The 24,848-nt window shown below is 59.6% G+C and carries 26 protein-coding genes and 3 pseudogenes; 9 read left to right on the top strand and 20 right to left on the bottom strand.

Annotated elements, in window-relative coordinates; all coding sequences use genetic code 11:
- Window positions 1-93 precede the first annotated feature (93 nt).
- The 3 genes from FVF58_RS46155 to FVF58_RS46145 form a co-directional block, all read right to left on the bottom strand.
- Complete coding sequence (locus tag FVF58_RS46155; protein WP_149676231.1) at window positions 94-693, bottom strand: NADPH-dependent F420 reductase; 600 nt, start codon at window positions 691-693, stop codon at window positions 94-96.
- 76 nt (window positions 694-769) lie between these two features.
- Window positions 770-1,747 (bottom strand): zinc-dependent alcohol dehydrogenase family protein, encoded by a 978-nt coding sequence (locus FVF58_RS46150; RefSeq protein WP_149676230.1) that lies wholly within the window; start codon window positions 1,745-1,747, stop codon window positions 770-772.
- A gap of 153 nt (window positions 1,748-1,900) precedes the next feature.
- Window positions 1,901-2,917: a zinc-binding dehydrogenase gene (locus tag FVF58_RS46145; protein ID WP_149676229.1), complete on the bottom strand. Its 1,017-nt coding sequence runs from the start codon at window positions 2,915-2,917 to the stop codon at window positions 1,901-1,903.
- 180 nt (window positions 2,918-3,097) lie between these two features.
- On the opposite strand from FVF58_RS46145, the gene FVF58_RS46140 reads away from it, so the two are divergent.
- Entirely contained in the window at window positions 3,098-3,682 is a 585-nt protein-coding gene (locus FVF58_RS46140; RefSeq protein ID WP_149676228.1) for a TetR/AcrR family transcriptional regulator, read from the top strand.
- Between the two features lie 345 nt (window positions 3,683-4,027).
- Here the strand turns inward: FVF58_RS46140 and FVF58_RS46135 are convergent, their stop codons facing one another.
- From FVF58_RS46135 to FVF58_RS46125, 3 genes are all read right to left on the bottom strand, one after another.
- A complete protein-coding gene (locus FVF58_RS46135; RefSeq protein WP_149676244.1) occupies window positions 4,028-5,050 on the bottom strand; it encodes an aldo/keto reductase in 1,023 nt (340 codons plus the stop codon).
- A gap of 92 nt (window positions 5,051-5,142) precedes the next feature.
- Complete coding sequence (locus FVF58_RS46130) at window positions 5,143-6,009, bottom strand: NmrA family NAD(P)-binding protein (RefSeq protein ID WP_149676227.1); 867 nt, start codon at window positions 6,007-6,009, stop codon at window positions 5,143-5,145.
- Between the two features lie 35 nt (window positions 6,010-6,044).
- Window positions 6,045-6,386, bottom strand: coding sequence for a DUF4148 domain-containing protein (locus FVF58_RS46125; protein WP_149676226.1), 342 nt, complete (start codon window positions 6,384-6,386; stop codon window positions 6,045-6,047).
- 159 nt (window positions 6,387-6,545) lie between these two features.
- Between FVF58_RS46125 and FVF58_RS46120 the strand changes: the two genes are divergently transcribed.
- Complete coding sequence (locus tag FVF58_RS46120) at window positions 6,546-7,460, top strand: LysR family transcriptional regulator (RefSeq protein ID WP_149676225.1); 915 nt, start codon at window positions 6,546-6,548, stop codon at window positions 7,458-7,460.
- A 335-nt stretch (window positions 7,461-7,795) separates the two neighbouring features.
- Here the strand turns inward: FVF58_RS46120 and FVF58_RS46115 are convergent, their stop codons facing one another.
- The 3 genes and pseudogenes from FVF58_RS46115 to lhpI form a co-directional block, all read right to left on the bottom strand.
- Window positions 7,796-8,572 carry an alpha/beta hydrolase gene (locus FVF58_RS46115; protein WP_149676224.1) on the bottom strand — a complete coding sequence of 259 codons (777 nt, stop codon included), beginning with the start codon at window positions 8,570-8,572 and terminating at the stop codon, window positions 7,796-7,798.
- Window positions 8,573-8,908: 336 nt separating this feature from the next.
- Window positions 8,909-9,049 (bottom strand): annotated as a pseudogene (locus tag FVF58_RS46110) (proline racemase family protein); the annotation flags it as partial.
- 270 nt (window positions 9,050-9,319) lie between these two features.
- Window positions 9,320-10,231: a bifunctional Delta(1)-pyrroline-2-carboxylate/Delta(1)-piperideine-2-carboxylate reductase gene (gene lhpI, locus FVF58_RS46105; protein WP_149676223.1), complete on the bottom strand. Its 912-nt coding sequence runs from the start codon at window positions 10,229-10,231 to the stop codon at window positions 9,320-9,322.
- 251 nt (window positions 10,232-10,482) lie between these two features.
- On the opposite strand from lhpI, the gene FVF58_RS46100 reads away from it, so the two are divergent.
- Complete coding sequence (locus FVF58_RS46100; protein ID WP_149676222.1) at window positions 10,483-11,232, top strand: FadR/GntR family transcriptional regulator; 750 nt, start codon at window positions 10,483-10,485, stop codon at window positions 11,230-11,232.
- A 113-nt stretch (window positions 11,233-11,345) separates the two neighbouring features.
- Here FVF58_RS46100 and FVF58_RS46095 read toward each other — a convergent pair.
- From FVF58_RS46095 to FVF58_RS46080, 4 genes and pseudogenes are all read right to left on the bottom strand, one after another.
- Window positions 11,346-11,503: pseudogene (locus FVF58_RS46095) on the bottom strand (ABC transporter ATP-binding protein); the annotation flags it as partial.
- 95 nt (window positions 11,504-11,598) lie between these two features.
- Entirely contained in the window at window positions 11,599-12,711 is a 1,113-nt protein-coding gene (locus tag FVF58_RS46090) for a branched-chain amino acid ABC transporter substrate-binding protein (RefSeq protein ID WP_149676221.1), read from the bottom strand.
- A gap of 170 nt (window positions 12,712-12,881) precedes the next feature.
- Complete coding sequence (locus FVF58_RS46085) at window positions 12,882-13,370, bottom strand: aconitase X swivel domain-containing protein (RefSeq protein WP_149676220.1); 489 nt, start codon at window positions 13,368-13,370, stop codon at window positions 12,882-12,884.
- On the bottom strand, window positions 13,363-14,610 hold the full coding sequence (locus tag FVF58_RS46080; RefSeq protein WP_149676219.1) for an aconitase X: 1,248 nt from the start codon (window positions 14,608-14,610) through the stop codon (window positions 13,363-13,365). The genes FVF58_RS46085 and FVF58_RS46080 overlap by 8 nt, the downstream gene beginning before the upstream one ends.
- Window positions 14,611-14,888: 278 nt before the next feature.
- Between FVF58_RS46080 and FVF58_RS55075 the strand changes: the two genes are divergently transcribed.
- The gene (locus FVF58_RS55075; protein ID WP_425469029.1) at window positions 14,889-15,053 is read left to right on the top strand and encodes a Sua5/YciO/YrdC/YwlC family protein; all 165 of its coding nucleotides are present in this window, start codon (window positions 14,889-14,891) and stop codon (window positions 15,051-15,053) included.
- 244 nt (window positions 15,054-15,297) lie between these two features.
- On the opposite strand, the gene FVF58_RS46075 is transcribed toward FVF58_RS55075, so the two are convergent.
- The 3 genes from FVF58_RS46075 to FVF58_RS46065 form a co-directional block, all read right to left on the bottom strand.
- The gene (locus FVF58_RS46075) at window positions 15,298-15,804 is read right to left on the bottom strand and encodes a winged helix-turn-helix transcriptional regulator (RefSeq protein ID WP_149676218.1); all 507 of its coding nucleotides are present in this window, start codon (window positions 15,802-15,804) and stop codon (window positions 15,298-15,300) included.
- A gap of 154 nt (window positions 15,805-15,958) precedes the next feature.
- Window positions 15,959-17,536 carry an aldehyde dehydrogenase (NADP(+)) gene (locus tag FVF58_RS46070; protein ID WP_149676217.1) on the bottom strand — a complete coding sequence of 526 codons (1,578 nt, stop codon included), beginning with the start codon at window positions 17,534-17,536 and terminating at the stop codon, window positions 15,959-15,961.
- A 14-nt stretch (window positions 17,537-17,550) separates the two neighbouring features.
- Window positions 17,551-18,174, bottom strand: coding sequence for a cysteine hydrolase family protein (locus FVF58_RS46065; protein ID WP_149676216.1), 624 nt, complete (start codon window positions 18,172-18,174; stop codon window positions 17,551-17,553).
- 646 nt (window positions 18,175-18,820) lie between these two features.
- On the opposite strand from FVF58_RS46065, the gene FVF58_RS46060 reads away from it, so the two are divergent.
- From FVF58_RS46060 to FVF58_RS46040, 5 genes are all read left to right on the top strand, one after another.
- A complete protein-coding gene (locus FVF58_RS46060) occupies window positions 18,821-19,267 on the top strand; it encodes an Ohr family peroxiredoxin (protein ID WP_149676215.1) in 447 nt (148 codons plus the stop codon).
- Window positions 19,268-19,471: 204 nt separating this feature from the next.
- Window positions 19,472-19,918 carry an OsmC family protein gene (locus FVF58_RS46055; protein WP_149676214.1) on the top strand — a complete coding sequence of 149 codons (447 nt, stop codon included), beginning with the start codon at window positions 19,472-19,474 and terminating at the stop codon, window positions 19,916-19,918.
- A gap of 70 nt (window positions 19,919-19,988) precedes the next feature.
- The gene (locus FVF58_RS46050; RefSeq protein WP_149676213.1) at window positions 19,989-20,261 is read left to right on the top strand and encodes a hypothetical protein; all 273 of its coding nucleotides are present in this window, start codon (window positions 19,989-19,991) and stop codon (window positions 20,259-20,261) included.
- 106 nt (window positions 20,262-20,367) lie between these two features.
- The gene (locus FVF58_RS46045) at window positions 20,368-20,760 is read left to right on the top strand and encodes a VOC family protein (protein ID WP_149676212.1); all 393 of its coding nucleotides are present in this window, start codon (window positions 20,368-20,370) and stop codon (window positions 20,758-20,760) included.
- 231 nt (window positions 20,761-20,991) lie between these two features.
- Window positions 20,992-21,444 (top strand): MarR family winged helix-turn-helix transcriptional regulator, encoded by a 453-nt coding sequence (locus FVF58_RS46040; protein WP_149676211.1) that lies wholly within the window; start codon window positions 20,992-20,994, stop codon window positions 21,442-21,444.
- Window positions 21,445-21,931: 487 nt separating this feature from the next.
- On the opposite strand, the gene FVF58_RS46035 is transcribed toward FVF58_RS46040, so the two are convergent.
- From FVF58_RS46035 to FVF58_RS46020, 4 genes and pseudogenes are all read right to left on the bottom strand, one after another.
- A complete protein-coding gene (locus FVF58_RS46035) occupies window positions 21,932-23,101 on the bottom strand; it encodes a DUF445 domain-containing protein (RefSeq protein ID WP_149676210.1) in 1,170 nt (389 codons plus the stop codon).
- A gap of 116 nt (window positions 23,102-23,217) precedes the next feature.
- The gene (gene phaZ, locus FVF58_RS46030) at window positions 23,218-24,051 is read right to left on the bottom strand and encodes a poly(3-hydroxyalkanoate) depolymerase (RefSeq protein WP_149676209.1); all 834 of its coding nucleotides are present in this window, start codon (window positions 24,049-24,051) and stop codon (window positions 23,218-23,220) included.
- 73 nt (window positions 24,052-24,124) lie between these two features.
- Entirely contained in the window at window positions 24,125-24,550 is a 426-nt protein-coding gene (locus FVF58_RS46025) for a phasin family protein (RefSeq protein ID WP_149676208.1), read from the bottom strand.
- A gap of 52 nt (window positions 24,551-24,602) precedes the next feature.
- Window positions 24,603-24,848: pseudogene (locus tag FVF58_RS46020) on the bottom strand (class II poly(R)-hydroxyalkanoic acid synthase); the annotation flags it as partial.

Here is a 24,848-nt window from a genome sequence, read left to right as displayed (position 1 = left end):
TCTGGCGCGATAGACGGACGGTGGATTCAACCGGACATCCAGCCGCCCTGCTCCCCGGCAATAACGCGCCATTGGTTTGCATACCTTGCAGTCCTATGCGACGACCCAGTCGTGGCCAGCAATCGGACCACCCGCTTGCTGCATGCGACCGCCCGAAACCAGACCGCCAAGATCCACAGGTGCGTAGCCAAAATCGTTGACTAGTCCGATCACCACCGCCTTCGCGTCCTTGTCGTCACCGGAGACGAAGATGACGCGCTTTCCGTCATGAAACTTGGGGCCCTTGTCGTAGTGCTCCATGCGGATGGCATTGAACGCCTTGACCACACGAGCCCCTGGCGCGTGTGCCGCGACGATCTCGCTGGCGCCCTTGTCCCCCAGGTTGGCCAGAATCAATTGAGGCTCATATTGCGTAAAAGGGTTGGTGGTATCCACCAGAATGCGGCCTGCCCAATTGGTTAAGCCTTCCAGGGCCGATGACACTTGAAGCCATGGAACGGCGAGCATGACCAGCTCGAGCCGGGCCACCTCCTGAACCGTATCTGCCGACGCGTTCGGACCGAGTCCGGCCACGATACCACTCAAAGCCTGCGGCCCACGACGAGCGCTCAAGACAACCTCATGTCCTGCTTGAATGGCGCTCCTGGCGATGGACTGCGCTACAACACCGGCTCCAATAAAACCAATCTTCATTTCGACACCTCAAAGGCAACGTAAGTCAACGAAGCCATGCTCGCCCAGGAGCACGGCACTTGGGAGACCAGCCAGGTCAGTTCGATGAGCGCAAGTCGAGCAGCACCTTGCCACCTTTGATTGCATGAGCGACGGCCTTCTGGTAGTCCGCAAGCGGATAGACGGCAGCCACAGGCAGGTCGAGCTCGCCGCGAGCCATCAGTTCGGCAGACTCCTTGATTGCGTCCATGATGTACGGCAGGTATTCGGGAAGGTCGATGTATATGCCGCGCACGACGATGCCGCGCAGATGCAGGTCCACGACCTTGAGCGGCATGACCAGCTCGCCGCTTGTGAACGCATAGCTCACCAGCGTACCGTTTTGCGACAGCACGTCGATCAGGCGCACCGCAGCCGAACCGCTCAGGCCGTCGATGGCCAGACGAACGTTGCCCGGACCGACCGCGGCCTTGGCTTTGTCGATGGCGCCCGGCTCATCGACGAGAACGACGTCCCCACCCGCTTCTTCCAGTTCCTTGACCAGCTCCGGACGACGTACGAAGTTGATGGTCCGCAGGCCACGCTTCTTCGCCAACGCGATCACGGTACGGCCGATGCCGGAGTTGGCCGCGTTTTGCACGACCCAGTCGCCTTCCTTGAGGTCAACGAAGCGCCCCAGCAGAAGTACGGCCGTGGGAGGATTGATGCGCAGCATGGCCAGTTGACGTGGATCGACGTTGGCAGGCAGCGCAATCAGCCCCTTGGCCGGGATCACCAGGTGCTCGCGCCAGGTCAACGCATAAAGCGGGGGCAACACGCGGTCGCCGACCTTCACGTTGGAGACATTCGAACCGACCTGCAGAACTCGCCCGACGCCTTCGTTGCCCACGATCGAGGGCAGCGGAGTCGAGTAGACGAAGCGATTGGTGATGACGGCCAGGTCATTGCCGTTGATGGGGGCATACTCCATCGCGATCAGGACTTCATTCGGGCGGGGGTTGGCCGGCTCCGGAAGGTCAACGAGTTTCAGAGTGTCGACGGGGTCGCCGAAAGCGATGTTCTGGATAGCGCGCATGGCTTACGTCCTTTCATAAGATGCTCAGCTGAAAAGCCGAGAGGCAATACGCCGGCACTCGGCGCTCATTTCGAATCGTGCAAAAAGCGGGGTGAACGCTACCAGGCCGCCATCATGACGAGGAGCGCCTCACATTGCGCAGGACGCGTAGCGCTAGAACGCAAGCAGCACCATGCCGGTCCTTCCCCTGCGGTACGTATGTTCGAGCGCTCCCAGGAAGTCGCTCGCCTGATATCGTTGCGCTACGGGGAAAAGGCTCGGGAAGTTGCGTGCGAGCTCGAGCGCCTTCGCCACGTCTGCGTCGTGCACCGTCGCAGGTTCGAATTGCCAACTGAACAACGACACACCCTTGATGGTCAGTGCTCGAGGGGCGATGGAACGAATGTCCGTCGTAGCGCCGCCCAGGGAGCCGTAGCTAACGATCGTTCCACCGCGAGCGAGGAAGCTCGCTATGTCGGGCAATAGCGCGCCGCCGACGCCATCGAACGCCACGTAGACAGGCTTGTTCGCAAGCGCATCGCGAAGCTCGTCCTTCCAGCCCTGGTTCTCCGTGACGATGACAGAAAGGCGGGGGCGAGCAGCTTTAAGCGCTTGCGCGCTCGCCGCGGAGCCGACGAGCAGGATCGGATGGACGCCCACTTCGACGAGCAGATGAGTGAGCAGCTTTCCGACGGCGGAATTGGCAGCCGTCTGAATAACCGTGACATCTTCGCGCCTGTCTTCAGGCAAGGCGTTGTGACCAGCCCGCGTTGCAAGGCGTGCAGTCAACGTGTTGACCAACATCTGCGCTGCGACCTCATCGCTCACTTCATCGGGCACCGGTATCAGCGACTGGACAGGCGCGGCGATCCTGGAGCTCCAGGCACCATTGACGGGAAAGAAGGCCACCCGTGTGCCAACCTGAATCGCGTGTGAAGGGGCGACGTCAGCGGCCAGCGCTTCCACCACCCCAACACCTTCGACGCCGGGCACTTGACCTCCCCTCGGGAAACGGGGAGCCGCCCCAAAGGCCGGGGAAGCCGAGACGCCCAGCAAGTCGCCCGGATGAACCGGTGCGGCGGACACCCGCACGAGAACCGTTCCGCTCGCCAAAGGAGGGGCATCGGAAAACGCTTCCAGCCTGAGCACCTCGGCAGGCTCGCCGTGGTTGTTGTGAACAATTCGCTGCATTACAGACTCCTTCTGCAATGATTTGATTATTGGAGCGATCGCTCCTTTATGGCAGAATAGGTTTGCCTCTACAGCATGTCAAGGATTTTTGGAGCTATGACTACAAAACAAGATACGCAACCCCGGCGTAGCCGCGGCAGGCCCTCAACCTTTGATCGCACAGAAGCTCTGAACCGGGCCATGGATCTCTTCTGGGAGCAGGGATACGAAGGAACCACCTTTGACCAGCTGATCCAGGCCATGGGAATCAGCCCGTCGAGCTTCTATAACTCGTTCGGCAGCAAGGAGAAGCTCTACAAGGAAGCGACTGACGCATACCTGAGCCTGTCCGAAGTCTGGTTTGCTGGCGGACTGTCCGGCACGGCCGACACGCGAGAAGCGTTCACGAAACTTCTCGACGCCACCGTCGTGGAATTCACGCGAAAGAGCCACCCGCCGGGCTGCATGATCTCTCTGGCCGGCACCCACCTGCCATCCGAACTCGCCTCTATTCGCGAGACGATGGCCAGGCACCGCGCAAAGGCTGAAGACATGATGGCGCAGCGGTTGCGCAAGGGCGTTGAAGACGGTGACTTACCGCCTGACACCGACGTGCCCGCACTTGCTGCCTTCTACAGCGCCGTGACCCGTGGCATGGCCGTCCAGGCACGGGACGGAGGCAGCCCGCAGAAGCTGAAGGCGATCGCAGACGTCGCCATGCAAGCATGGCCAGCTCAAAGCCGTCGGGTAAGACCTGCAAGGCCCCGGGGGACTCGCGTCGTCTGACTGGCCGTGTGCACGGAGTGGTCCAGCACCGGCGCCCGCAGGGCGTCGATTTGGAGCGTCATGCTCTGCTTTGCAAGGATCTCTCGAAGGCGGGCGATATTGATAGAGCCACTTGCCAAGTCGATGATGACATAGTGGTCGAGCGTGAGCTTCATAACTCGGACCTACCTCCAACTGGATTCTGAGCATCTTAGGATCCGCACTCACCCACGGCAAGCCGATGCTGCGTCAGCCGACGAAAGAAAAAGCGAGCAACGTAATCTGTCAGAAGTCGCTGCCCGTAGTCAGCAAGACTGGAATGTTGGCCGATTCAGACGACGGCGACGCGAGTTCGAGTGACGACTATCAGACCACGACTCGATCCTTGTCGTGGAACTGCTGCATCCAGTACGGATATGGCAGGGGCGGCTGCGAAACCTGATTCAGACGCTCGGTCTGTGCTGCGTTCAGCGCGATTTGCTGAGCGTCGAGGTTAGCGGTCAGTTGGTCGGGCGTGCGCGCGCCTACAATGACGGAACAGACTTCGCGGCGCGCCAGAATCCAGGCCAATGCCACCTGTGCGGGCGACGCGTTCAATTCCGTAGCGATGTCGCGCAATACGCGCACAATAGGATCCGCCTTCGCGGGATCGATCGGCGGAAAATTCAGCCTGGTGCGACGTCCGGTTTCGCCGCTGCTTCCCTGGGTGTACTTACCGCTCAGGTACCCGCCCGCGAGCGGACTCCACACCAGAAGCGCAACATCATTCGCCTTTGCCACGGGCGCGATCTCATGTTCGACGTCGCGGCTCGTCAGCGCATAGTGAACCTGATTGCTGACGGCGCGGGCCCAGTGCGTGCGGGTGGTAATTCGCTGTGCACGCTCCAGGTCGCCCGCGCTGAAGTTGCAGACCCCGAGGTGCCGTATCTTGCCCTGACTCACAAGGTCGTCGAGCGCGCGAAGCGTTTCTTCGAGCGGAACAAGCGCATCGCGGTCGTGCAACTGAAATAGATCAATATGATCCCGGCCGATACGCCGAAGACTCGTTTCGACCGACCGAATGATGTGCGAGCGGCCGAGCCCGACGTCGTTGTGGCCTGCTCCTGTGCGCAGCCGGACTTTGGTCGCGACCAGCATGCGCGATTCGTCGAGTCCAAGGTCAGCCAACGCCTGACCGACGACCGTTTCAGACTGCCCTTGCGAATAGGCGTCAGCCGTATCGATCAGGTTGATACCACGCTCGAGAGCCATCGCGACAAGCCGTGTGGCCTGGGCGCGGTCGAGGCCGGCAATTTCGCCCCAGATTCCGGTACCTGCACCAAAGGTCATGGCGCCAAGACAAAGACGGGAGATGCGCAGCCCTGAGCTGCCGAGTGTGCTGTATTCCATAGCGAATCCCTTGATATGAATCCCTTGATGATCGATGAGCGGAAAGCACCCGGCGACGCGGCAGCCTGTCCGCGCCGCCGGGTGCGCCCGCATTAGCCTGCCTGCGAGACGAGGCCTCGCAGAACGGTTTCCAGTTCCACTTCCCCCTTGACGACGTCGGCCTCCTCACCTTCGAAGGCGATGAAGCCTTCGTTGAACCCGTCGAGCATGCGGATGCGCGGCAACGGTTCCTTCATACCTTGGGACCGGAACAGCGCGTCCCATGTTTCGCGCGGCACCGCCTCCGCACGAACCGGACGACCGAGCAACTGGGAAAATGCCTCGGCCAGATCATTCGGGCTTACACGTTGCGGCCCCTCAAGCTCGACGACACGCACGCCGCGCCACGTTTGTTGAAGCAGTTGTGCGGCAACGCGACCGACGTCCGCGGTCGCGACCATCGGCACAGCCTTGTCGAGGGGCTGCAGAAAGCTGGGGATCATCCCTGTGTCCCGGGCTGGCGCAACGTCCCATGCGGCGTTTTCCATGAACCAGCCGGGACGCAGGAATGTCACGGGCATCGGCAAGTCGCGAAGCGCCTGCTCCATCAGCGTACGTTGCGTGAGCAGATTGGTCTCGGTGGCCTGCGCGCCGATCGTCGACAGGCAGAGCACCTTGCCTGGTGCCGCCGACTGAAGCGCGGCGCGCACGGCGTCGATGACAACACGTGCCTCGGGAAAGCCCGGCGACGGGTCGAACTCGGACGGCGGCAGAATGAAGACGCCTTGCGCGCCCTCGAAAGCGGCCGTAAGGGACGCCGCGTCGTCCATCTCGGCTGTCACCACGTCACACCCGCGCTCGGCCCACGAACGTGCCCGGGCGGCATCGCGCACCACCGCGCGTACCGGCTGGCCCGCTGCGAGCAACGTGCGCGCCACCGCACCGCCGACCTTTCCTGTTATCCCTGTGATTGCATACATTGCAGTTTCTCCCTGCATAGATAGATGTGTTCCGATCAGTGATGTGCGTAAAACGAGCCGAACGGTGCATTCGCGGGGGCCGCTCCAGCGGTGACGCGAATGCCCGAAGCGGACGAACCGATGCGCGTACCGCCCACGCCGCTGTCGACGTTCGACCCGGCATCCTTCTGCGAGGCCACAGCCGCTTCGGCAGCCTGAATGTCGGCGGGGTAATAGGGATCATTGGCGCGGCCGGGCCGGTAGCCCACGCTTTCCAGTTGTACGAGCTCTGCGCGCAGTTGCGCACGAGTGACGGCCGAGCTGGATTCCTGAGCGTATCCAGCGGCTGGGAAGGCGATGGCGGCTGCGATGGCAAGTGCGAGATGACGGGTATTCATGGCAATGCTCCGTTGGGTCGTGGGGTTGAAACGTCCTGTTGGGATGCATTGTGGGTATACGCGACGAGAAACTAAATGACACGAATGGCACTTGTGAGATGACGGATAGTTACTAATGGGTCATAGTGCGATTTTCGACGCACTGTGCGGGGAGCGCCTATGAGATCGTCCAGCTTGAATCTCTCCAGCGGTATCAGCGTATTTGCTGCCGTCGTCGATGCGGGGACGTTCGTAGCCGCGTCCGAAGTGATGGGTATGTCGCCACCCGGCGTTAGCCGGGCAATAGCCCGACTCGAAAAGCGGCTGAAAATACGGCTCTTCAATCGGACGACCCGCGCCGTTTCCCTCACTGAAGAGGGCCGACGGTTCTACGAACAGGTCATGCCGCACTTGAGGGGAATGGAAGAAGCGGCCGCAGCCGCGGCAGGAGGCGCCGCGACAGTGCGCGGGAAGCTGCGAATCAATCTTGATCCGGCTTTTTTGCGAATCGTTCTGGGCCTGAAGCTCGATGAATTCATGGATGCGCATCCTGAACTTGAACTCGAGTTCATTGCGAGAGATCAACTCGGCGACCTCATCATGGACGGCTTCGATCTGGCCTTGCGATTTGGCGAACCCCGCTCATCCAGTCTGATTGCGCGAAAGCTGCTGGACACCGCCGTTGTCACAGTCGCAGCGCCCTCGTACCTCGCTCGCCGGGGGCGGCCAGCGGAGCCTCAAGAGCTGAGTCGCGGGGTGCACAGGTGTCTCGAATTCCGGAACCCGGAAACCGGAAAGCCGTATCCGTGGGAGTTTCATCGCAAGCGCAAAAAGCTCGTTGTCGAGACGAATGGAAGGCTTACGGTGAATGATCCGAGCGCACTCCTGAACGCGTGTCTGGCCGGCTCCGGCGTCGCGCAGATGCTTCTGCTCGGAGCGGAACCTCTGATCCGGGAGGGGCGGCTTGTCAATCTGTTCCCAGACTGGACGGATGAGCGCTTCCCGCTCTATGCGTACCATCCATCGCGGCACCACACGCCGGCCAAGACAAGGGTATTTCTTGACTTTATCGTCGCGTTGACGCGTACGAGTTAGCAAGTCGAAATAGGCCAGTTGTGAACCTGGAACGATGCTGACGTCGACGGTCGCGAGTCGAACTTAAATCTGCGGTCTAGCACGCGGCAGTTCGAGTATCAGCGCCGCCCTGGATTCGTCCGCGTATCCGGCTGACAGATAGAACGTCTGTTACCTGGGTGCAAGCCGACTCTCGTAGTTATGCTTCGATCGGCCGTCTGTGGCCAGTTGTACCCGCTTAGCTACGAGGCCACAAAGCGGGCACTGGTCCGGGGGCATGCTTTCGAGCGGCGGCTAAGGGCAGGAAGCTGAACGCGGACAATAAGCGCCAATGCGATGTGAGTACCGCGTTACTTCTACACGCCAGCCGCTTCGAGGATCAGGTTCGCTACCTCGGTCGGATGCGACAGTAGCGACACGTGGCTCGACTTGATTTCGATTGTATGCGCGTGCATGCGGTTCGCCATGAAGCGCTCGAGATCCGAATTGATGGTCCGGTCTTCAGTCGACACCGCGTACCAGGTCGGCTTGTCGTGCCACGCGGCGACTGTCGTCTTCGCCATCGTGATCGACTTGCCAATCGGTTGCTGGACCGCATATAACGTTTCCGCTTCAGCCGTCGGCAGATCGCCGGCGAAGTCTTTCGCAAACGCGTGCTCGGATAGCTTGCCATAGCCGTCGGCCGACCACTGAAGGCCCGCCGATGCGGGCGCGGCCGGGAATTTCTTCGTCAGCGCCGGATAGTCCTCGCCGGCATCCGGCGCACGCGCGGCGATGTACACGAGACCGGCCACCTTCGGATCATCGCCAGCCTGGCTGATCACCATCCCGCCATACGAGTGCGCGACCAGCAGCGTCGGGCCATCCTGTTGCGCAAGCGCGCGCTTGACCGAGTCCACGTCCGCGTCCAGCGAGGTCGTTGGATTCTGCACCGACGTCACGTGCAAGCCCTTCGCCTGCAGCAGCGGAATCACTTTTTGCCAGCTCGAACCGTCCGCAAACAGCCCGTGAACCAGCACGACGTTCTTGATCGGAGCGGACGGGGCGGCGGCGCTGTCCTGCGCGAATGACGTTGTTGCGCTCAGCAGCGTGGCGCAGACAAAACCGGTGAGGACAAGCGAATTCAACTTCATGAGACTTCTCCGAGATATGTGAAGGATGAGATTCGCGGATTTCGCTCAGCCGTTGCGGCGAGTCGATAGACGAACCATACCCAGCCAATCATCCGGTCGACGCTTCCAACAGCAAGCGGGCGCTGGATTCTGGTGTACGAAGGTGCAAACACGGTGTCCGAGCAAACATTCCATCCGCTGCATAGTCTTTTTTTGGCGCTCCTCAATTTGAATCGAGGCCTGCCGCAGATGAGCGCCAAAGAGTTTTTCGGGCCTCTGCGTTTCCGATTCATGAAAAAAAGCGCGGACGCTGGGTCACAGCGTTCCGCGCTAACTGGTACCGCCAGGAGGAACTGCTTAACGGACGAGGAACCCGTAAGCCAAAGGGTCTCGCTCGTCCACGATCCGATTCGCGAAGCCGCAAACATACGCGTTGCCTTCGACTTCTTGGATTACTGCCTGCATATCGCCGACCATCGTATCGCTCAGCACGCGTGCCGACAGCTTGATAGAAATACCTGGGCCTTTATAGATGCCGCGACCGGCGGACGCCTTGCCGATGCCGTGAATTGATTTCTCAAACGACGCGTAATAGCGCTGCGCATCTTCGCCCGGACTGCGGGCCAGTCGGGAAGCGAGTACTGACTGAATCGCGGCTGCGCAAAACGAAAAGCGCGTCTGACTCGAACATCGTGCTGCCAGTGCAGCGGGACAACGGGTGTCAGGTACTATGGCTCGAACGGCGATGCATCTGGCGGGTTTCTTGAATCAGCCGAGTGCTTTGCGGGCAACGCGGCAAGCCGCGAGGTCCCACGCCGCGCATCCGACGCTCTTGAAGAAAATCGGCGCATTGGGGCTCAGTTGGCCTTGAATCGCTTGAGCCAAAGAAGCTGCCCGGGTCCAGTCGAAGTTGGCCTGAATAAGGTCGCCTGCCTCGTGCTTTGCACCCACCGGGTCGTCGACAACCACGAAGCTATTATCGACAACCTGCCTGCTGATCTCAGCAGCGTCTGGGGTGAATGCACCAACGCCGACGACCAGGCGACTAGCGTGCACAGTTTCGTCGTAGACGGGCTTTTTGCTCGTCGTCACGGTGACGACGACGTCAACCGAATCGGGAATCTCGCCTTGCAGCGCTTCGAGCTTGGGAGCGACGGCCTTCTGGCGCTCAACAAAGCTGCGCGTGTCGTCGACGGAGATGCCCTTTGCCAGCATGCGAGCGCCGGGAAAGAGCGCGGCGAACGCTTCGACGTGGTTGGACGCCTGCTTGCCAGTGCCGATGACCAGGATTTCCTTAGGCGAACTATTCGTCAGCGTCATGGCGCCCAGTGCCGAGACGGCGGCGGTCCGCCGGCCAGTCACGGTCGGACCGTCCAGAACGAACTTCATCTCGCCGGTGACAGCGTCGCACGCGATAACCTGACCATTGATAGTCTGCAGATTGCGCGCGATGTTGCCAGGGCAGACGTTCACGAGCTTATGGATAGCGATGTCTTCGGCGCTCGACGGCATGGAGAGCATCAGGCCGCCTTGCTGCAATGGAATGGCGAGGCGCTCCGGACTCACGATGCGTCCGGCGCCGTACTCGACAATCGTCTCGCGTAGGACGTTTACGAGCGTTGTGTAATCGAGAAGCGAAGCGGTCGCCTGTGCATCGAAGGTTGCCTTGGAGGTGTTCATGCTGTTCCCACGGAAAGGTTGAAAATTCGCGGTGGACACGGAGGGCTCTTGCCGAGATCCCGATGGACCGAATTTAAACCAATTTTGGTTCCAATACAAGCCACAAACAAAATCGAACATAATTTTTGGTCATCTTATTGACCCACATGCTCTGGAGGGAAGACCCTTGATAGGGTTGCGGCATCGCTGTGGTCGCAAATTGTGATGAAAGTGGTATATTTGAAACCACCCAATATCACTCGGCTTTCAACATGGCATCCGCCTTACTCGAGTTGCCTCGCAACTTCCGCCCGCTTCAGATTTACGAGCAAGTCTCGGAGAAAATCCGCGCGGAAATTCGCTCTGGACGGTTTATGCCCGATGCACGCCTGCCCTCGGAGCGAGAACTGGCGTCGCTTTTCGGCGTAGGCCGTCCCGCGGTACGCGAGGCCATCGGCGCCCTGCAAAACGAAGGCCTCGTCGTGACCCGGAGAAATTCCGGCACCTACGTCGCGACCAATGCGCCTGATCTACTCTCCAAAGGCGTCGGGACGACCGAGGAAAGCCTCGATGGAGCAATTCAGCCCGACTACAGTCCGTCCGCCACGCTTGATGTCCGCCTGATTCTTGAACCGGCGATAGCCCGGCGAGCGGCGGCTCACAAAAAACGCGACAAGTTGGCTGAGCACTACCTCTCGCAAATGGAAACGCTTACGGACGTCTCTGACCCTGAGCAGCGTGCGCTCTGGAACAACAGTGACCGCCTTTTCCATCGCCAGCTTGCGCAAATGACTGGCGATGCGCTGCTCGTGAAACTGGCGGGCGAGATTGCTGAAACGATGGACCAGTCGCTTTGGAAGCGAATCAAGGACGACGGCATCTTCGACCCACAACGTATCCGCCTCTATGTTGCGGAGCATCGACTCATATACGAAGCGATTGTGACGGGCGACGCAGACGCCGCAGCGTTTTACGTTGAGCAGCACATCCAGCGCGTGAAGAGAGACATTACTCCGGCCTAACGAAGGCGGTGGCCGTCTGTTCGATAGACGGGCGCTCCGCCCTGACACCCCATGTTGAAGTAAGGCAAAAGAGGCGCGCAAACGGTGTCTCCACTGGCTGGGCCTCGCCCGGCTCATTCACCCAAGTAGGGGGCACGTACCGCTGGGTCATCCGGCATGACCTTCGCGTCACCTGACATGGTGACGGTGCCCGCGTCCATCACATCCCGCGATTGGCCGCCTGCCGTGCAAGACGTGCGTTTTGTTCGACGAGCAGAACCGTGAGGCCCTCAACGGGCAAAGTTCGCCCCTTTAAACCTCCGCGACCGGCGCATTGCTGCTTCGGATGGCTCGGGCTTCCGAGCCATCCGATTGATGCAAGGAGGGTTAATTGACCGCAACCATTTGACCGTCCTTGTAAGTGAACACGGTCGTCGGCGCGTTATTCAGGTCGCCCGCTTTGTCGAACGTGTAGGTCGCAGCGACGCCCTTGAAATTGGCGTTGCGCAGCGCCTGGACCAGCTTGGCCGGGTCAGTAGTCTGCGCCTCCGAGATTACGTTCGCTAGCAGCAGCATTCCGTCGTAGTACGTGATGCCGTAGGCTTGCGGCTCGGTATTGAACTTCGCCTTGTAGCGCGCGATGTAGTTGCGGCCCTCCGGAGTGCCGTCCAGACCCGCACCACTCATCGAGCAGTAGACGTTGGTTGCTGCTGCACCGGCAACCTTTGCCATGTCGTCCGCGCAGATGCCGTCGCCGCCGAGCAGCTTGGCGCGCACGCCGCGAGCGATCATCTGTTTCGCCATCGGTGCGCCTTGCGGGACGTAGCCACCGAAGAAGATGACGTCGGGGTTCTTGCCCTTGATCGTCGTCAGAATGCCTAGGAAGCCCGTCGCCTGCGAGCTCGTGTACTCGCGGTCGACCACCTGCAGTCCAAGCGACTTCGCCTTTTCGATGAACTCGTCGGCCAGGCCCTGACCGTAAGCGGTTCGGTCATCGATGACGGCTGCGGTCTTTGCGTGCAGCTTTTCAACGGCGAACGTTGCCATCGACGAGCCCAGTACGGAATCGCTTGCTCCCGTGCGGAAGATATTGTCGTTCCCCAGCTTGGTGAGCTGCGGGTTCGACGCAACCGTCAGCATCGGGACTTTGGCTGCACTCGTCAGGCGCGACACAGGAATAGCCACCCCCGAGTTCTGCGGGCCGAGGAAAGCTGTCGGCTGTTGGTCGATGAGGCGCTGCGCTACCTGGACACCGGTCTTCGGATCAGCTTGATCATCTTCCGACAGCATCTGGAACTTCACTGCCTGGCCGTTCACCTTAATCGGCTTCTGGTTGAGCTGATCGATAGCCATACGAAGACCGTTTTCGTCGTCCTTCCCGCTCACTGCTTGCGGACCGGTCAGAGGGCCGGAAATTGCGATTTTTACAATCTGGTCGGCGTGAGCCGCCATTGAGAGACCACCGAGTGCGAACGTAGCGATTGCAGCTTTGAGATTCATGATGCTTCCTTGTCTAACGCCCGCATTCCCGCGAGCCCTGTTGGTCAACAAAAACCTCGATTTCCTGCCATTGCGACGCACAAGCAACAGCTGATTGAGCACAGCTTATATTGCAGTACTAATTAACTATTTTATTGGATCGTACTTTCGAACCAATCGCTCAAACCTCTCTAGTCTGTGAAAAAGACCCTTGCGCCGTTGATTCCTTCACCGGCTTCAATGCGAATCGACCCTCGCGAGGCAATGACCTGGTCGAAGGCAGACGGCGTCAGACACACGACAGGGACAGCGAGGTTGTATAACTCGACGGCGACGATGGCGCCAATCGAGATAATGAGGTCGCGCTCCCTCAGGACGATGCCAGCGGGTCCTGTGCCATTGCGAATCGCTTCGGCGAGCACGCTACTGCTGGAACTAGAACCCTTGGCGTGAGCCATGACCATGATTTTCCCTGCCAGAGTCTCTCCGACCTGCGGGTGTGTGCGGTCAATGATTTTTCCGACGTTCGAGTCATACCCACCCCAGAAGCTCAAAGGCTTCTCAAGCACAATTCTCTCAGCGTTCGCTGTGCCGGACACCAGAACATCGCCGACCAGGATGGAACCCGTCTTTGCCACTTCGGCGTTTTCCGGAACGGAAACTTCAGAACTCTTAACCATTGAAACGCACCTTCCCTTCGAAAGCCGACTGCACGCACTCGCTCATACTTCCGTACGCAACGCTTACGCCGATGTTTGCCGGCGCGTAAGATGCCCATTTGCCGGAATTGGTCATGACCAGTCCGGTCAGCTTCTTCATGACTGGCGTGATGTACGTGCACGTATCGACGACAATCTGGATGCCTCGTTCCTCGAATTTGCGAGCGAGGCCAGTTTCCTCGAGCTCCCAGAGGATGAACCGGCTCGTGTTCACATAAAAGTCGGACCTGGGCTTGCCCTCAAAGGCATCGAGGAGGCTAGCCAGTCGATCAAATTCTGCAAGAGAGAAGTGAGGCGTACCGAGCGAAACAGCGACGAGTTCGTCGCCCTCGCGCCCATTGTTGAGCGTGTTGCGAATGTCATTGAGTTCCGCAAGGGAAACATCGACCTTCTTCAGCGGGGCCTTGTTCTGCAAGGCAGCCTCGAGCGTAGGCGCCTCCGGCGTTACGCCGACCGCGTGAAAGAGCGCTACTGCGCCGCTCGATGCGGCAGCCGCGCCCAGCGCCTTCAGCTCGTCTTCGGTCGTGTCGGGCGGCAATCCAATGATAATCGGGACAATCGCGCCCGCTACTTTGCCAACGAGGAGACCAAGCGCTGCGAAGTAGATGTCGCGGGAGGCCATGCGCGAGAAGTCTTCAACCTCGAAGACAATCTGTCCTGCGCGATTCTCTTCGACGTGTAAGCCAGCATACGGTGCACGGCCTGTAATAGCCGCGGCCAGGTCGAGAAAGTCTCCATAACGGCTGGTTCTCGCGCCAAGCACCGAATTGGCAAAGACGATTGCATTCGACTCGGCCCAGGCGATTTGTTCACCTTTCACGGGCCGGTTTTTCAACTGATATGGCGCGCACGTGAAGCTCGACTCGCAGCCCAGGAGCAGGTGCGCGTCCATCAGCCTTTGTGCGTCGCGCTGAATCGAGCGGTCGCCGTGATAAAGCTCGGGATGAATCAGGTCAAGCGAACCAACGTTTAACGTGGTCAGAACTGCGACTTTGGCACCTGCGGCGACAAAGAATTCGACGAAATCGAGGCTTGTTTGCCCGTGGTAAAGGCAACCATCAATGTGCGCAGATGTAATGTCGATGAGACTCGGCGCGGACATCACATCAGCAGTCCGTGTAACGATGCGCATCGCACGTGCTGGTCCTACGCCAAAATCGCCGTTCAACATCGCTTTGTCGCGTTCGCTCAACTGCAACATCTGAGATTCCTCATAAGTTACGGGCACGCCCGCCGGAACGTTAGGGTGAAATGTACAACTGGAAATAAATTACGTCCATACTGGTTTTTATCTAGCCCACTTATCCCCGTTTTTCCCCGGTGCACCCGCAAAATTCAAGTGTATTCGCACTTATTTGGACTAATTTAGAACCAGTTAAAACGGGGCAGCAACCGCTCGACCAGTAGATATGGGACCTCGTTCCAGAGGGCATGCTGGCCTCGATCCATCGCTCATGGCCAGGGCCCGTAACATGAGTTCTGCCGGCACGTGACCTTGTCCCGGCATGGATTCGCGGGCAGCACGCCGACGCCGCGATGCGCGTAAGCGCCAATACGCCAATTGTCGCCCTCTGCGACCTCCCTGGCGGGCCGGTCGTTTCGACAAGCGCGAATCGGCACGGTCAACACACCCGCCCGCTCTGAGAAAGCGGTCGAGGACTACTTCGACCGTCAACTCGACGCATTGCTCGACGCGCCGATTGGCAAGCTGGGCATAGCGACAAGGATCTTCGACGCCATGACAGGCCAGTCATTGCGCGGTTGACTAACTGGTCGCCATCGTTGCATGCGCTCCGACGTACCAGCAGATTTTTCGTGCCACTCTGGCCCTACCCCCCGGGAATTGTGTCAATCGAGCGTGTGGAATCAGTCACGTACTGCGTATGAATCACGCAGGCTTAACGGTTTTCACTGCGTCCTGACGTGCCGCGCGCTCCTGCGCGTAAGAAGCGCTCAATTCGGGCTTTAGATCTTCGCGCCGCAATGGTTCACCACAGGCCTGGCAAACAGTACCAATGCCGGCATCGTGGCCACAGGTGAGATGCTTATAGCGCACCGCGATGTCCTCGCCCCGTGACTTGCACCATGTCTCGCCCCATTCGCGCAGCGCCAGGATGACGGGGTAGAACGCTCGGCCCATCTCCGTGAGTTCGTATTCGTAACGAGTGGGCTTTTCCATGTAGCGCTTGCGCTCGATCATGCCGTCTGCTTCGAGCCGTTTGAGGCGAGACGAGAGCATCTGCGGTGTCGCCTGCGACTGCGCCAGCAGGCTGTCGAACCTTCGATTGCCCATGAACAGTTCGCGCACGATCAGCACAGCCCAGCGGTCGCCGATAACAGCCTGAGACCGCGCGACCGGGCACAGCGTATCGCTCATCTCGGGCAATGCAGTCATTCAAACCTCCATCGAAATCGCAACGCTTGTCAGTATGGTAATCATATTAATGATAGCACCCGATCGCGCCGCAACTCGCGCGCGAGGAACTCGTGACTTCGGGACACGCGCGGATCACGGGCTCCTGTCACGGTACTTTCAAGCTGACCGCCGATCAGGCTTTGGACAACTCGCCATCGGTGAGACGCCAGATGCCGCGAGGATTGTCATGCTGCAAGGCCTCCGGCAGCAGCTCGTCCGGAAAACCCTGATAGCAGACAGGTCGCAGGAAGCGCTCAATCGCACTCATGCCAACAGAAGTAAAGCGGCTATCCGACGTGGCAGGGAAAGGACCGCCGTGAATCGATGCGTATGAAACCTCTTGCGGATGCGCGAACGCATTGACGACGATGCGCCCCGTGCGACGTTCGAGAAGGGGCAGCAGGCGGGCAGCGAGTGGGTGATCTGCGGGATCGATTTGCATCGTTGCCGAGAGCTGGCCGCGAAACTGTCTCGCGATGGCGGTCAGTTGCTCCTGGTCCTTTACCCGCACAAGCAGTGCAGCAGGTCCGAAAACCTCCTCCGACAATGAAGGACTCTCGAGCATGCGCGCGCCGTCGGCCTCGAAAAGAACCGATTGACCGTCCCACACACCTTGCGGATCCCCACCCGCTGCGATTCGCTTTGCCCCTGCGTTGCTCTGACGCTCCACGTTCTTCCGATACGCCGCGTTGATGCCAGGCGTCAGCATCGTGCGCGCTTGCATCGCTTCGACGCGGGAGATCATCGCCTCCTTCAGTTCGAGATAGCCCGGCCCGTCGATAGCGAGCAGGATGGCGGGTTTCAGGCACGCCTGACCGACGGTAACGAGCATGCGTTCGGTAAAACCATCGCCAATAGTGCCACCACGCGCAGCGAGCGCAGCCGGCAACACGAAAGTCGGATTGACGCTCGTCATTTCGCTGAAGACCGGTATCGGATCCGGACGTTGCTGCGCGCGGCGGAATAGCGCCATTCCCCCGCCTTCGGAGCCCGTAAAGGTCACGCCTTTGATGAGCGGATGATCGACCAACGCCTCACCGATCTCATTACCACCACCTCGCACCAGAGAAAACACACCCTCATGCAGCCCCGAATCTCTCACGGCCTGCTGGATCACCCGCCCCATCAGTTCTGATGCGCCGGGATGCCCGTTGTGCGCTTTCAAAATGACGGGGCAGCCGGCGGCCAGCGCCGACGCAGTGTCGCCGCCCGCGACCGAATACGAAATCGGAAAATTGCTTGCGCCAAAGATCGCGACCGGGCCCAGTGCGATCTTCTGCATCCGATGATCCACCCGTGCACGCGGTTGACGTTCCGGCTGGGCAGGATCGATCGTTGCCTGGCGGAAGCGCCCCTGACGGACGACGGTCGCGAACTGACGAAACTGGACCGCCGACTTTGCTGCTTCTCCTTCGAGTTGAGCGACCGGCAGGCCGGTTTCGAGTGACGCGCGCTGCGCGAGTTCCGGCGTGATGACGTCGAGGCCGTCGGCGATTCGCTCAAGGAACTCGGCACGTTCCGGGAGGCTCGTGCGGTTGTAGCTATCGAATGCAGCGTCGGCGAGTTGTGCTGCGCGATCAACGTCTTCAATTCCGCCAAGTGCAAAGTGCGGTTCAATCTCGACATTCGTCGCTGGATTAAGCGCCTTCATGGTGCCGCCCGTCGCTGACACTTCCTGCGCACCAATTAACAGATTACCGGTGAGTTTCATGGTGTTCCTTGTGATCAGGCGGGAAGTGCGGCCACCAGCTGTGCCGTCGTCAGGATTTCATGGGCGAAAGTCGGGCCGTTCAGATCGTGTGCGGCGCGCATCATTTCCTTGGTGAAAGCGGCCGTTGCGTCTCGCACGAGCGTGACGTGATAGCCCAGTTCCATGGCGAAGCGGCTCGTGGACTCAATACAGGTATTCGCCAGCAGACCGACGACGATCACATGCGTGATGCCTTGCTGTTTAAGCTGAAAGTCGAGATCGGTGTTCGCAAACCCGCTCTGACCCCAGTGCTCCTGGACGATGATGTCGCCTTCCTGCGGCACAAAGTCCGGATACCATTCGCCGCCCCACGTCCCCTTTGCGAACGTGTGGCGCTGCTGCACGAGACGTTGAGTCGGATTCGGATGATCCCAGTTGTCGTAATCACCGGGTTGCCAGCGGCGATGCGGGACGTAGACAACCTGAATAGCTGCTTTTCGCGCGGTATCGACCGCGGCGCGGAGATTGTCGAGCAGTCGGACGTCTGCGGCGATGTCGCGAAGCATCGGAAAGAGCTTGCCGCCATCCGAGAGAAAGTCGTTGTATGGGTCGACCAGTAACAGTCCGGTGCGCTCCGCGTCATATGCAGGGTTGGACATTTCAGTGCTCCATTAAGAAAGTGTGCGAGCGAACGGATTCGCGTTGCGCAACCGGCGCCGGGCTGCTTTTGTCGGACGATTCGTGACGTCTCACGCATCGCATAGGGTGAGCGAAGAATATAACTATGATATTCATACCGTCAAGTACGGCGCGGTTTTACTGGCGATTTCTGGGAAGTTGACAGTTCACGGCACCGCCGTTCACCGGACTGCGGAGCGTGCCGGGTAGACGGGTCGACCGCCCCCGGCGAGCCCACAGCAGCGGTTGCCCCTGCGGTAAGCCGTCGCGAACTGACGCCCCCTGACACAGAGAGACACCATGCAAATGAGTGGATCGCGCTTGCCCGGAAAGGTCGGTTGCCCACCTGGAAATCACGTCACTGGCCGACTCCGCGTCGATTACACGATGGCTCATTGGCCTACACCCTGGTAATGGACGAGACAGCGCGGCCCGTGCGACAGCGCGTTAGACAGGCGACATCACGCTAGCCGCTGCAGGATCCTGGTTCGCCCTATCAAACACACGCATGCGATTAAATCTTTTGCGATTGACATTCGTCAACCCCTCCCTCATCATGCAACGCATGCGATTGCATCGCATCCGATTTAACGCCGATTAGCACCCTTATTCACAAAGGAATCCAACATGACCAAGATCGATCAAGTCCTCCACTCAGGCAACAGCCACGCCACGATCAATCGCGACCCGAATGTCCAGCGCGGTGAGCTCGGCGTCCTCGACCTCAAGCTGTCAGCGCCCGGCGGTGAAAACCGCGAGTTCATCGCCACCGAGTTGCATCCGAGAGCCGAGCAGTTGTTTTCGGGGGCGTGGTCGGCCTGTTACATCAGCGCGTTCGAGATTGCGGCCTCGATGAAGAAGGTCACGCTGCCGTCCGACTATTCCGTGGACATCCAGGTCAGCATTGGGTCGGTCGGGGCCGGGCATTGCATCGGCGCCGAGTTCACCATCCGCGTGCCGGGTCTGGCAACGGAAGTCGTCGAGACACTCGCGCACCTGGCCCATCAGCTCTGCCCGTACTCGAAGGCTGTGCACGGCAACATCGAGGTCGGCCTGAACGTCGTCACGGTGTGATCGGACAAGGCATACGGGTCTCACCAAAATATGGTTGAGGAATCTGGTCAACGCATGGTACTCACTCATGTCCTCTTAAACTCGTATGCGATTAACTCTTATACGATTTACATCGGCAGCATCTTCGCCCATTATGTATCGCATGCGATTACATATCACGCTATTTAAATACGCTTAACACCCTTATTCACGAAGGAATCCATCATGGAAAAGATCGAAAAAGTCCTCGCCTCAGGCAACACCCACGCCACGGTCAATCGCGACCCCAATCTCCAGCGCGGCGAGTTCGGCGTCTTCGACCTCAAGCTGACAGCGCCCGGCGTTGAAAGCCTCGAGTTCATCGCCACCGAGCCGCACCCGACAGCAGAGAAGTTGTTTGCGGGCGCGTGGTCAGCCTGCTACACCACCGTGTTCGGGATTGCGGCCTCGATGAAGAAGGTCACGCTGCCGCCCGACTATTCCGTGGACATCAAGGTCAACATTGGGCAGACCGGTACCGCGTGGTTCCTCGGCGCCGAGTTCACCGTCCGCGTGCCGGGTCTGGCTAAGGACGTCGTCGAGAAAATCGCGCACGCGGCCCATCAGATCTGCCCATATTCGAAGTCTGTGCGCGGCAACATCGAGATCAGCACGAACATCGTCACGGTGTGATCCGCCAAGGCACGTGCATCTCGCTGAGGCACGTGCCTCTCACCGAACATCTTTTTAGGGAATTCCCATCATGAGAACCAAGCTCATCGTTGCACTGCTCGCCCCCGTTTTGGCGTCCGCCACCGCACCCGCGTTCGCCGGCGGCTATGGACCGGCCCCCTTCTACAAGCCCTCGGTTGGCGCACCGGCGTCGCAAAGCGGTCAGAGTATGCGAACCGTCGCCGCCGAACGCGACAACGTAACTGGCTCGGAAGAGGCGTACGGCGGTGCAGTCTCCGGACTGTCCCAAGCGGGGAGCCATGTCGCCGTGACGCCGCGCGATAGCCTCTTCGCGCACCACTAGACCGTGCATTCCTCCGTTGCTGGGCCGTGGCGCATCTTCGTTCCTCATGCGCGACGGTCACAGCATCGGATGGGTCGTGGTTTATTGACTAAGGAAGATGGAAACAATGTTCAGTCACGTAGTGGTCGGCACCAACGACCTGAAAAAAGCAAAGCACTTCTACGATGCGGTGCTAGGCGCGCTCGGCTATGGAGAAGGTCTCAGCGATGACAACGATCAGCGCCGGCGCTATGTGTATCGCGCCCACACGGCGCTTTTCATTATCACCCAGCCGGTCGATGGTCAGCCGGCTACCCCTGCCAATGGTGGAACGATCGGCTTTACCTGCCAGTCGACCGAGCAGGTCGATCGGTGGCATGCCGCCGGGGTCGCCAACTGTGGAAAATCGGCTGAGGCGCCGCCCGGCGTGCGTCGGGCCGCGTTGGGCAGCCTCTATCTCGCCTATCTGCGCGATCCGGACGGCAACAAGCTCGGCGCCCTGTATCGCGTGCCGGCCTGAAGCGAACCACGGCGCCAAAGGCGCTCTCGACCAGCAACGGCCATAGCGGCAGTCAGGCGCCGTCGCAAGACCTCTACGATGGGAAATAGCTGGGCCCGTGAAAGTGACAACCGATTGCTGCACTCTATGCGGCAGCGGCGCGACGTTCGTTATATTGCGATATAATCGCATGCGATATATCACGCTTCGTATGTGTTGTGAAACATCAGGCTCTAGCCAAAGAGGATACAGATGAAAACTACGAACCAAGCGGCGGTGCCGCTCTCAGACTATCTGTGCTTTGCGATCTACTCCGCGAACCTGGCGTTCGGCAAGGCATACAAGCCGATGCTCGAAGAGCTTGGGCTCACTTACACGCAATACATCACGATCGTTGCGCTTTGGGAGGAAGACAACCAGACCGTCAGCGGTCTGGGCGAAAAGCTGTTTCTCGAATCCAACACGCTCACGCCGATGCTGAAGAAGCTCGAGGTGATGGGTTATCTGGAGAGGCAGCGCGATCCCGAAGATGAGCGTCAGGTGCGGGTCAGGCTCACGAAAAACGGTCGACGGCTGCGCGAAAAAGCCCTAACTATGAGTCTCTCAGGGGCGACTGGCCTCGCGCCAGACGAGTTCGCCAAAGTGCAGAAGGCGATCGTGGCGCTGCGGAACAATCTTATCAAGTCAGTACAAAACGCCGAATGAGCGCTTAACAGTCGTATTGCCGCTATCCTTTTCGGGCCTCTACGCATCGTAGGCCCGGTGGTCTCAGTCGTAGAACGCGAGCGCAGATGGTGTGTCGCGCCGCGCTGCAGAAAAGGTCGATAGGCGCTCTTCTTACCGGACAAATCGGTATTGTAAAGGCCGTCACACCTCGCAAGCGGCGAACTCGCGATTTCGATCCAGATGGCGCTCGGGCGGCCTCAAGCGCTTGATCAAGGAGATTGGAATAATCCGTTGCAGATGCCCCGCTCTCCTGGTTACCCGAATTGTTTTGCGATGCCAAGGAAGAGGCGGCGCCGTACTGCAGCCTGCAAGCTATCTGAAGAATCTGGCCGATAAACTGTTCGAAGGCCGAATCAATACCAGCGTCGGATAGCGATGCCGCATGCGAGCCAGCGTTACTGCCTTGGGCCCCTCCGCTTGCAGCCGGTCCCGGCGCTGCTGCTTGAGCTCAAGGGCAAATTGAGCTTCACCTGCTCACAAGCAATGTGGTTGCATGAAGTAAAACGCCGACGACACCTCCTACGAACGTCCCGTTGATCCGGATGTACTGTAGGTCGCGACCAATTTCTGCTTCAATCTTCCGACTGGCTTCCTTGGCATTCCAGCCTTTCACGACGCCGATAATGAGCGCCGAGATCTGACGCCGATAGCGCACCACGAGCTTGTGCGCGAGACCCAGCCACCACGCGTTTAACTTCTGCTGGAGCGCAGGCGAGCGCCGGATGCTCTCGCCGAGCGAAACCAGCACGCCGGTGCTCACGCTTCGAACGAGCGACTGCTCGCGATAGACCTCGGCCGTCACGCGCGTGCGGATGTAGTCGAGAAGCGCGCTAGCGTGACGCCCGTTCCTGAAATGCCGAACATAGTCGCGCATCAACGTCTTGCCAAAACGGCGATGGATGTGGGATGTCTGAAGTTGCAGAATCAGATCCTGAAGCGCCCCATCGAACTGGCGACGAAGCTCATGGTCCTGATTCGCGACCACCTCGCGAAGCAGCGCAATGATGCCTTCGACGAATTTGTTGACGATGTACGCGTCAAGCTGCGCAGGCGTGTAGCGCGACGCCGCGCTGAACTTCGCCTTGAGCATCCCCGCGTTGTTCGTCAGCCAAAGCTCCAGCGCCCCAAGTCCATGGTCCAGCAGAGGCTGATGTCGATTGCCGTCGGTCATGACCTTCAGCATATTGCCCGCGATGCGCGACACATCGAGCGTGCGCAGTTGTGGGATCACAAGGCGATCGAGGAATCGCGCGAAGTCCTCATCGTCGATTCCTTCAAGCAAACCAGGAAGCGAGTCTGCGACCACGTCTGCAATCGCCTGGCTGTTTGCCGGCTTGACGAGCCAATCCGCCAGCGCTTTGGCAGTGTCGTGGCCGCTCAGCCTGCCGATGACGACTTCCGGTGTCAGGAAATTTTCCTCAACGAAGCTGCCCAGACTCTCTGCGATCCGATGGTGGTTTTGTTCGATAATCGCCGTATGCGGGATCGGTAGACCAAAGGGATGCCGGAACAATGCGACCACGGCGTACCAGTCCGCTATCGCGCCGATCGCGCTGGCCTCCGCGAACGCTCGCGGCCAAGCGAGCCAGGGATAGTCGGCTTGAAAGAGGACGCAAACAAGCAGCAACACTATCATGACGCCCAGCAAACACGTCGCTGTTCGCCGAATGCGTTTCAAACGCGCCTCTTTTCGGATTCCGCGCTCATCGGCTGCTACGGCTTGCCGGCTTTTGTCATTGTCAGTGACGCAACTCAATTCGTCTCCTGCTGGAGGAATTTTCGCACCACGGGAGCAACTTCCTTTGCGCGCGCGACGAGGAACAGATGGCCGTCGTCAATGACGTACAACGTCGCATCGCGGATGCGGGCTGCGAGAATTTTCGCGTTGACCAAAGGCACGATCGGGTCATCGGTACCATGCATGACGAGCGTCGTCTGGCGCAGGCTGCCGAGCCAGGGCAAACTGCTCCATCCCCAGGCGGCCAGTAGTTGATAGAGATATCCGCGACCCCGCGGTGCACGGATATGACGGCTGTGCTCCTTCACCAACGCAGGGTCACGCCGATAGGCTCCGCCATATATCTCGGCGCCAATCGCTTCGAGGTATGCCGGGTCCGTGTAGCGGCGTGGTCCGATGAGCTTCGCGAGCACCGATACCTTGGCCGGCACCATGACGACGCCTGGCGAGGTCGCCGCGAGAATCAGCCTGCGGCAACGCACGGGATACAGATGCGCGAATTGCTGCGCGAGCGCGCCGCCCCACGATACGCCGAGCACATCGACGGGCCCTTTATAGCCCAGCTTCGACAACAGCCTGTCGCTGAGCACCGAGAGCGTCGAGAAGCGATACGGCACGCGCGGAACCGGCGATCCGCCGACGCCGGGGATGTCGAAGACAATGACGCTCACATCCTCCAGGGCGGAGACAAACGGCTCGACCAGCTCAAGGTTCGCGCCCACGCCGTTGAAGATAAGCAAGGGCGGGGAATTGTCACTGCCACGCCGGATGCCGACACGCAGCGTCTGACCATCCAGATCGATTGTCTGAATGTGCAGGTTGCAGACAGACTCAGGGGTATTGAGCATTTCTCTTATCCGGGTGACTGTCATGCGAGGCGCCGCGCAGAGCGTCGGCGCCTGTTCGTATTGCGATACTGCGCTACTTCGCCGGTTGCAGAAGTGCCTTCAGATCTTCGACGTTCTCCGCGACGCGCTTGCTGACGATCGCATAGCTGTCGGACTGCGTCGTATAAACCGTACTCGTCACTTCCTGCGCGTTCGACAAGACCCTGTGCAGCGCCTGTTGAACCAGTTCACCCGCGTTTGCAAGAGGCTTGCGCGCCGAAGTCTCCGGTTGCCTGGTGACCAACGATTGCAGGCCGGTCACCGTCGAGTTCAGCATGTCCGCCTGCTTTTGACCGAGCGACTGCAAGCCCGCGAGCGTGGTTGCGTTGAGCGCCGCGAACGCCTCGATGTCTTTGCGCCGCCGCTGCAGAATGGCGGCAAGGTCGAAACCGGGCAACTTGAACTGACCGAAAAACCGGGTGTAGTCGGCAAAAAGACTCTTGGTGTTGCTTGATTCCATGTCAAATTCTCCGAAGGGGTTATGTGAATGAAAGTCGTAGTGTTCCCAGACGTTACATCTCAGCGACGTAGGTGCCGGGGGCATCGGCAATCGGCGGGTGCTGTTCGTTGCCTGGCGTATCTGGCGCAGGCCGGCGTTCGCCGGAACGCTCGGCGAGCCACTGTCGCCAGTCGCCCCACCATGAGTCCGCTTCAGGTTTGGCTGTAGCGAGCCATTCGGCGGGACTCGCCGGTAATTCAGAATTGAGGAAGAACTTCGCCTTCGGATTGCCCGGAGGATTGATCAGGCTCTGGATGTG

Origin of the sequence: Paraburkholderia panacisoli (assembly GCF_008369935.1) — a bacterium.
GTDB classification, from domain to species: Bacteria; Pseudomonadota; Gammaproteobacteria; order Burkholderiales; family Burkholderiaceae; genus Paraburkholderia; species Paraburkholderia panacisoli.
The sequence above is the reverse complement of the archived record's forward strand: the minus strand, read 5'-3'. Positions and strand labels throughout refer to the sequence as shown.

Coding starts and splice junctions, on each gene's coding strand:
- FVF58_RS46155 (WP_149676231.1), bottom strand. CDS start 693: ATGAAGATTGGTTTTATTGGAGCCGGTGTTGTAGCGCAGTCCATCGCC.
- FVF58_RS46150 (WP_149676230.1), bottom strand. CDS start 1,747: ATGCGCGCTATCCAGAACATCGCTTTCGGCGACCCCGTCGACACTCTG.
- FVF58_RS46145 (WP_149676229.1), bottom strand. CDS start 2,917: ATGCAGCGAATTGTTCACAACAACCACGGCGAGCCTGCCGAGGTGCTC.
- FVF58_RS46140 (WP_149676228.1), top strand. CDS start 3,098: ATGGATCTCTTCTGGGAGCAGGGATACGAAGGAACCACCTTTGACCAG.
- FVF58_RS46135 (WP_149676244.1), bottom strand. CDS start 5,050: ATGGAATACAGCACACTCGGCAGCTCAGGGCTGCGCATCTCCCGTCTT.
- FVF58_RS46130 (WP_149676227.1), bottom strand. CDS start 6,009: ATGTATGCAATCACAGGGATAACAGGAAAGGTCGGCGGTGCGGTGGCG.
- FVF58_RS46125 (WP_149676226.1), bottom strand. CDS start 6,386: ATGAATACCCGTCATCTCGCACTTGCCATCGCAGCCGCCATCGCCTTC.
- FVF58_RS46120 (WP_149676225.1), top strand. CDS start 6,546: ATGAGATCGTCCAGCTTGAATCTCTCCAGCGGTATCAGCGTATTTGCT.
- FVF58_RS46115 (WP_149676224.1), bottom strand. CDS start 8,572: ATGAAGTTGAATTCGCTTGTCCTCACCGGTTTTGTCTGCGCCACGCTG.
- lhpI (WP_149676223.1), bottom strand. CDS start 10,231: ATGAACACCTCCAAGGCAACCTTCGATGCACAGGCGACCGCTTCGCTT.
- FVF58_RS46100 (WP_149676222.1), top strand. CDS start 10,483: ATGGCATCCGCCTTACTCGAGTTGCCTCGCAACTTCCGCCCGCTTCAG.
- FVF58_RS46090 (WP_149676221.1), bottom strand. CDS start 12,711: ATGAATCTCAAAGCTGCAATCGCTACGTTCGCACTCGGTGGTCTCTCA.
- FVF58_RS46085 (WP_149676220.1), bottom strand. CDS start 13,370: ATGGTTAAGAGTTCTGAAGTTTCCGTTCCGGAAAACGCCGAAGTGGCA.
- FVF58_RS46080 (WP_149676219.1), bottom strand. CDS start 14,610: ATGTTGCAGTTGAGCGAACGCGACAAAGCGATGTTGAACGGCGATTTT.
- FVF58_RS46075 (WP_149676218.1), bottom strand. CDS start 15,804: ATGACTGCATTGCCCGAGATGAGCGATACGCTGTGCCCGGTCGCGCGG.
- FVF58_RS46070 (WP_149676217.1), bottom strand. CDS start 17,536: ATGAAACTCACCGGTAATCTGTTAATTGGTGCGCAGGAAGTGTCAGCG.
- FVF58_RS46065 (WP_149676216.1), bottom strand. CDS start 18,174: ATGTCCAACCCTGCATATGACGCGGAGCGCACCGGACTGTTACTGGTC.
- FVF58_RS46060 (WP_149676215.1), top strand. CDS start 18,821: ATGACCAAGATCGATCAAGTCCTCCACTCAGGCAACAGCCACGCCACG.
- FVF58_RS46055 (WP_149676214.1), top strand. CDS start 19,472: ATGGAAAAGATCGAAAAAGTCCTCGCCTCAGGCAACACCCACGCCACG.
- FVF58_RS46050 (WP_149676213.1), top strand. CDS start 19,989: ATGAGAACCAAGCTCATCGTTGCACTGCTCGCCCCCGTTTTGGCGTCC.
- FVF58_RS46045 (WP_149676212.1), top strand. CDS start 20,368: ATGTTCAGTCACGTAGTGGTCGGCACCAACGACCTGAAAAAAGCAAAG.
- FVF58_RS46040 (WP_149676211.1), top strand. CDS start 20,992: ATGAAAACTACGAACCAAGCGGCGGTGCCGCTCTCAGACTATCTGTGC.
- FVF58_RS46035 (WP_149676210.1), bottom strand. CDS start 23,101: ATGATAGTGTTGCTGCTTGTTTGCGTCCTCTTTCAAGCCGACTATCCC.
- phaZ (WP_149676209.1), bottom strand. CDS start 24,051: ATGCTCAATACCCCTGAGTCTGTCTGCAACCTGCACATTCAGACAATC.
- FVF58_RS46025 (WP_149676208.1), bottom strand. CDS start 24,550: ATGGAATCAAGCAACACCAAGAGTCTTTTTGCCGACTACACCCGGTTT.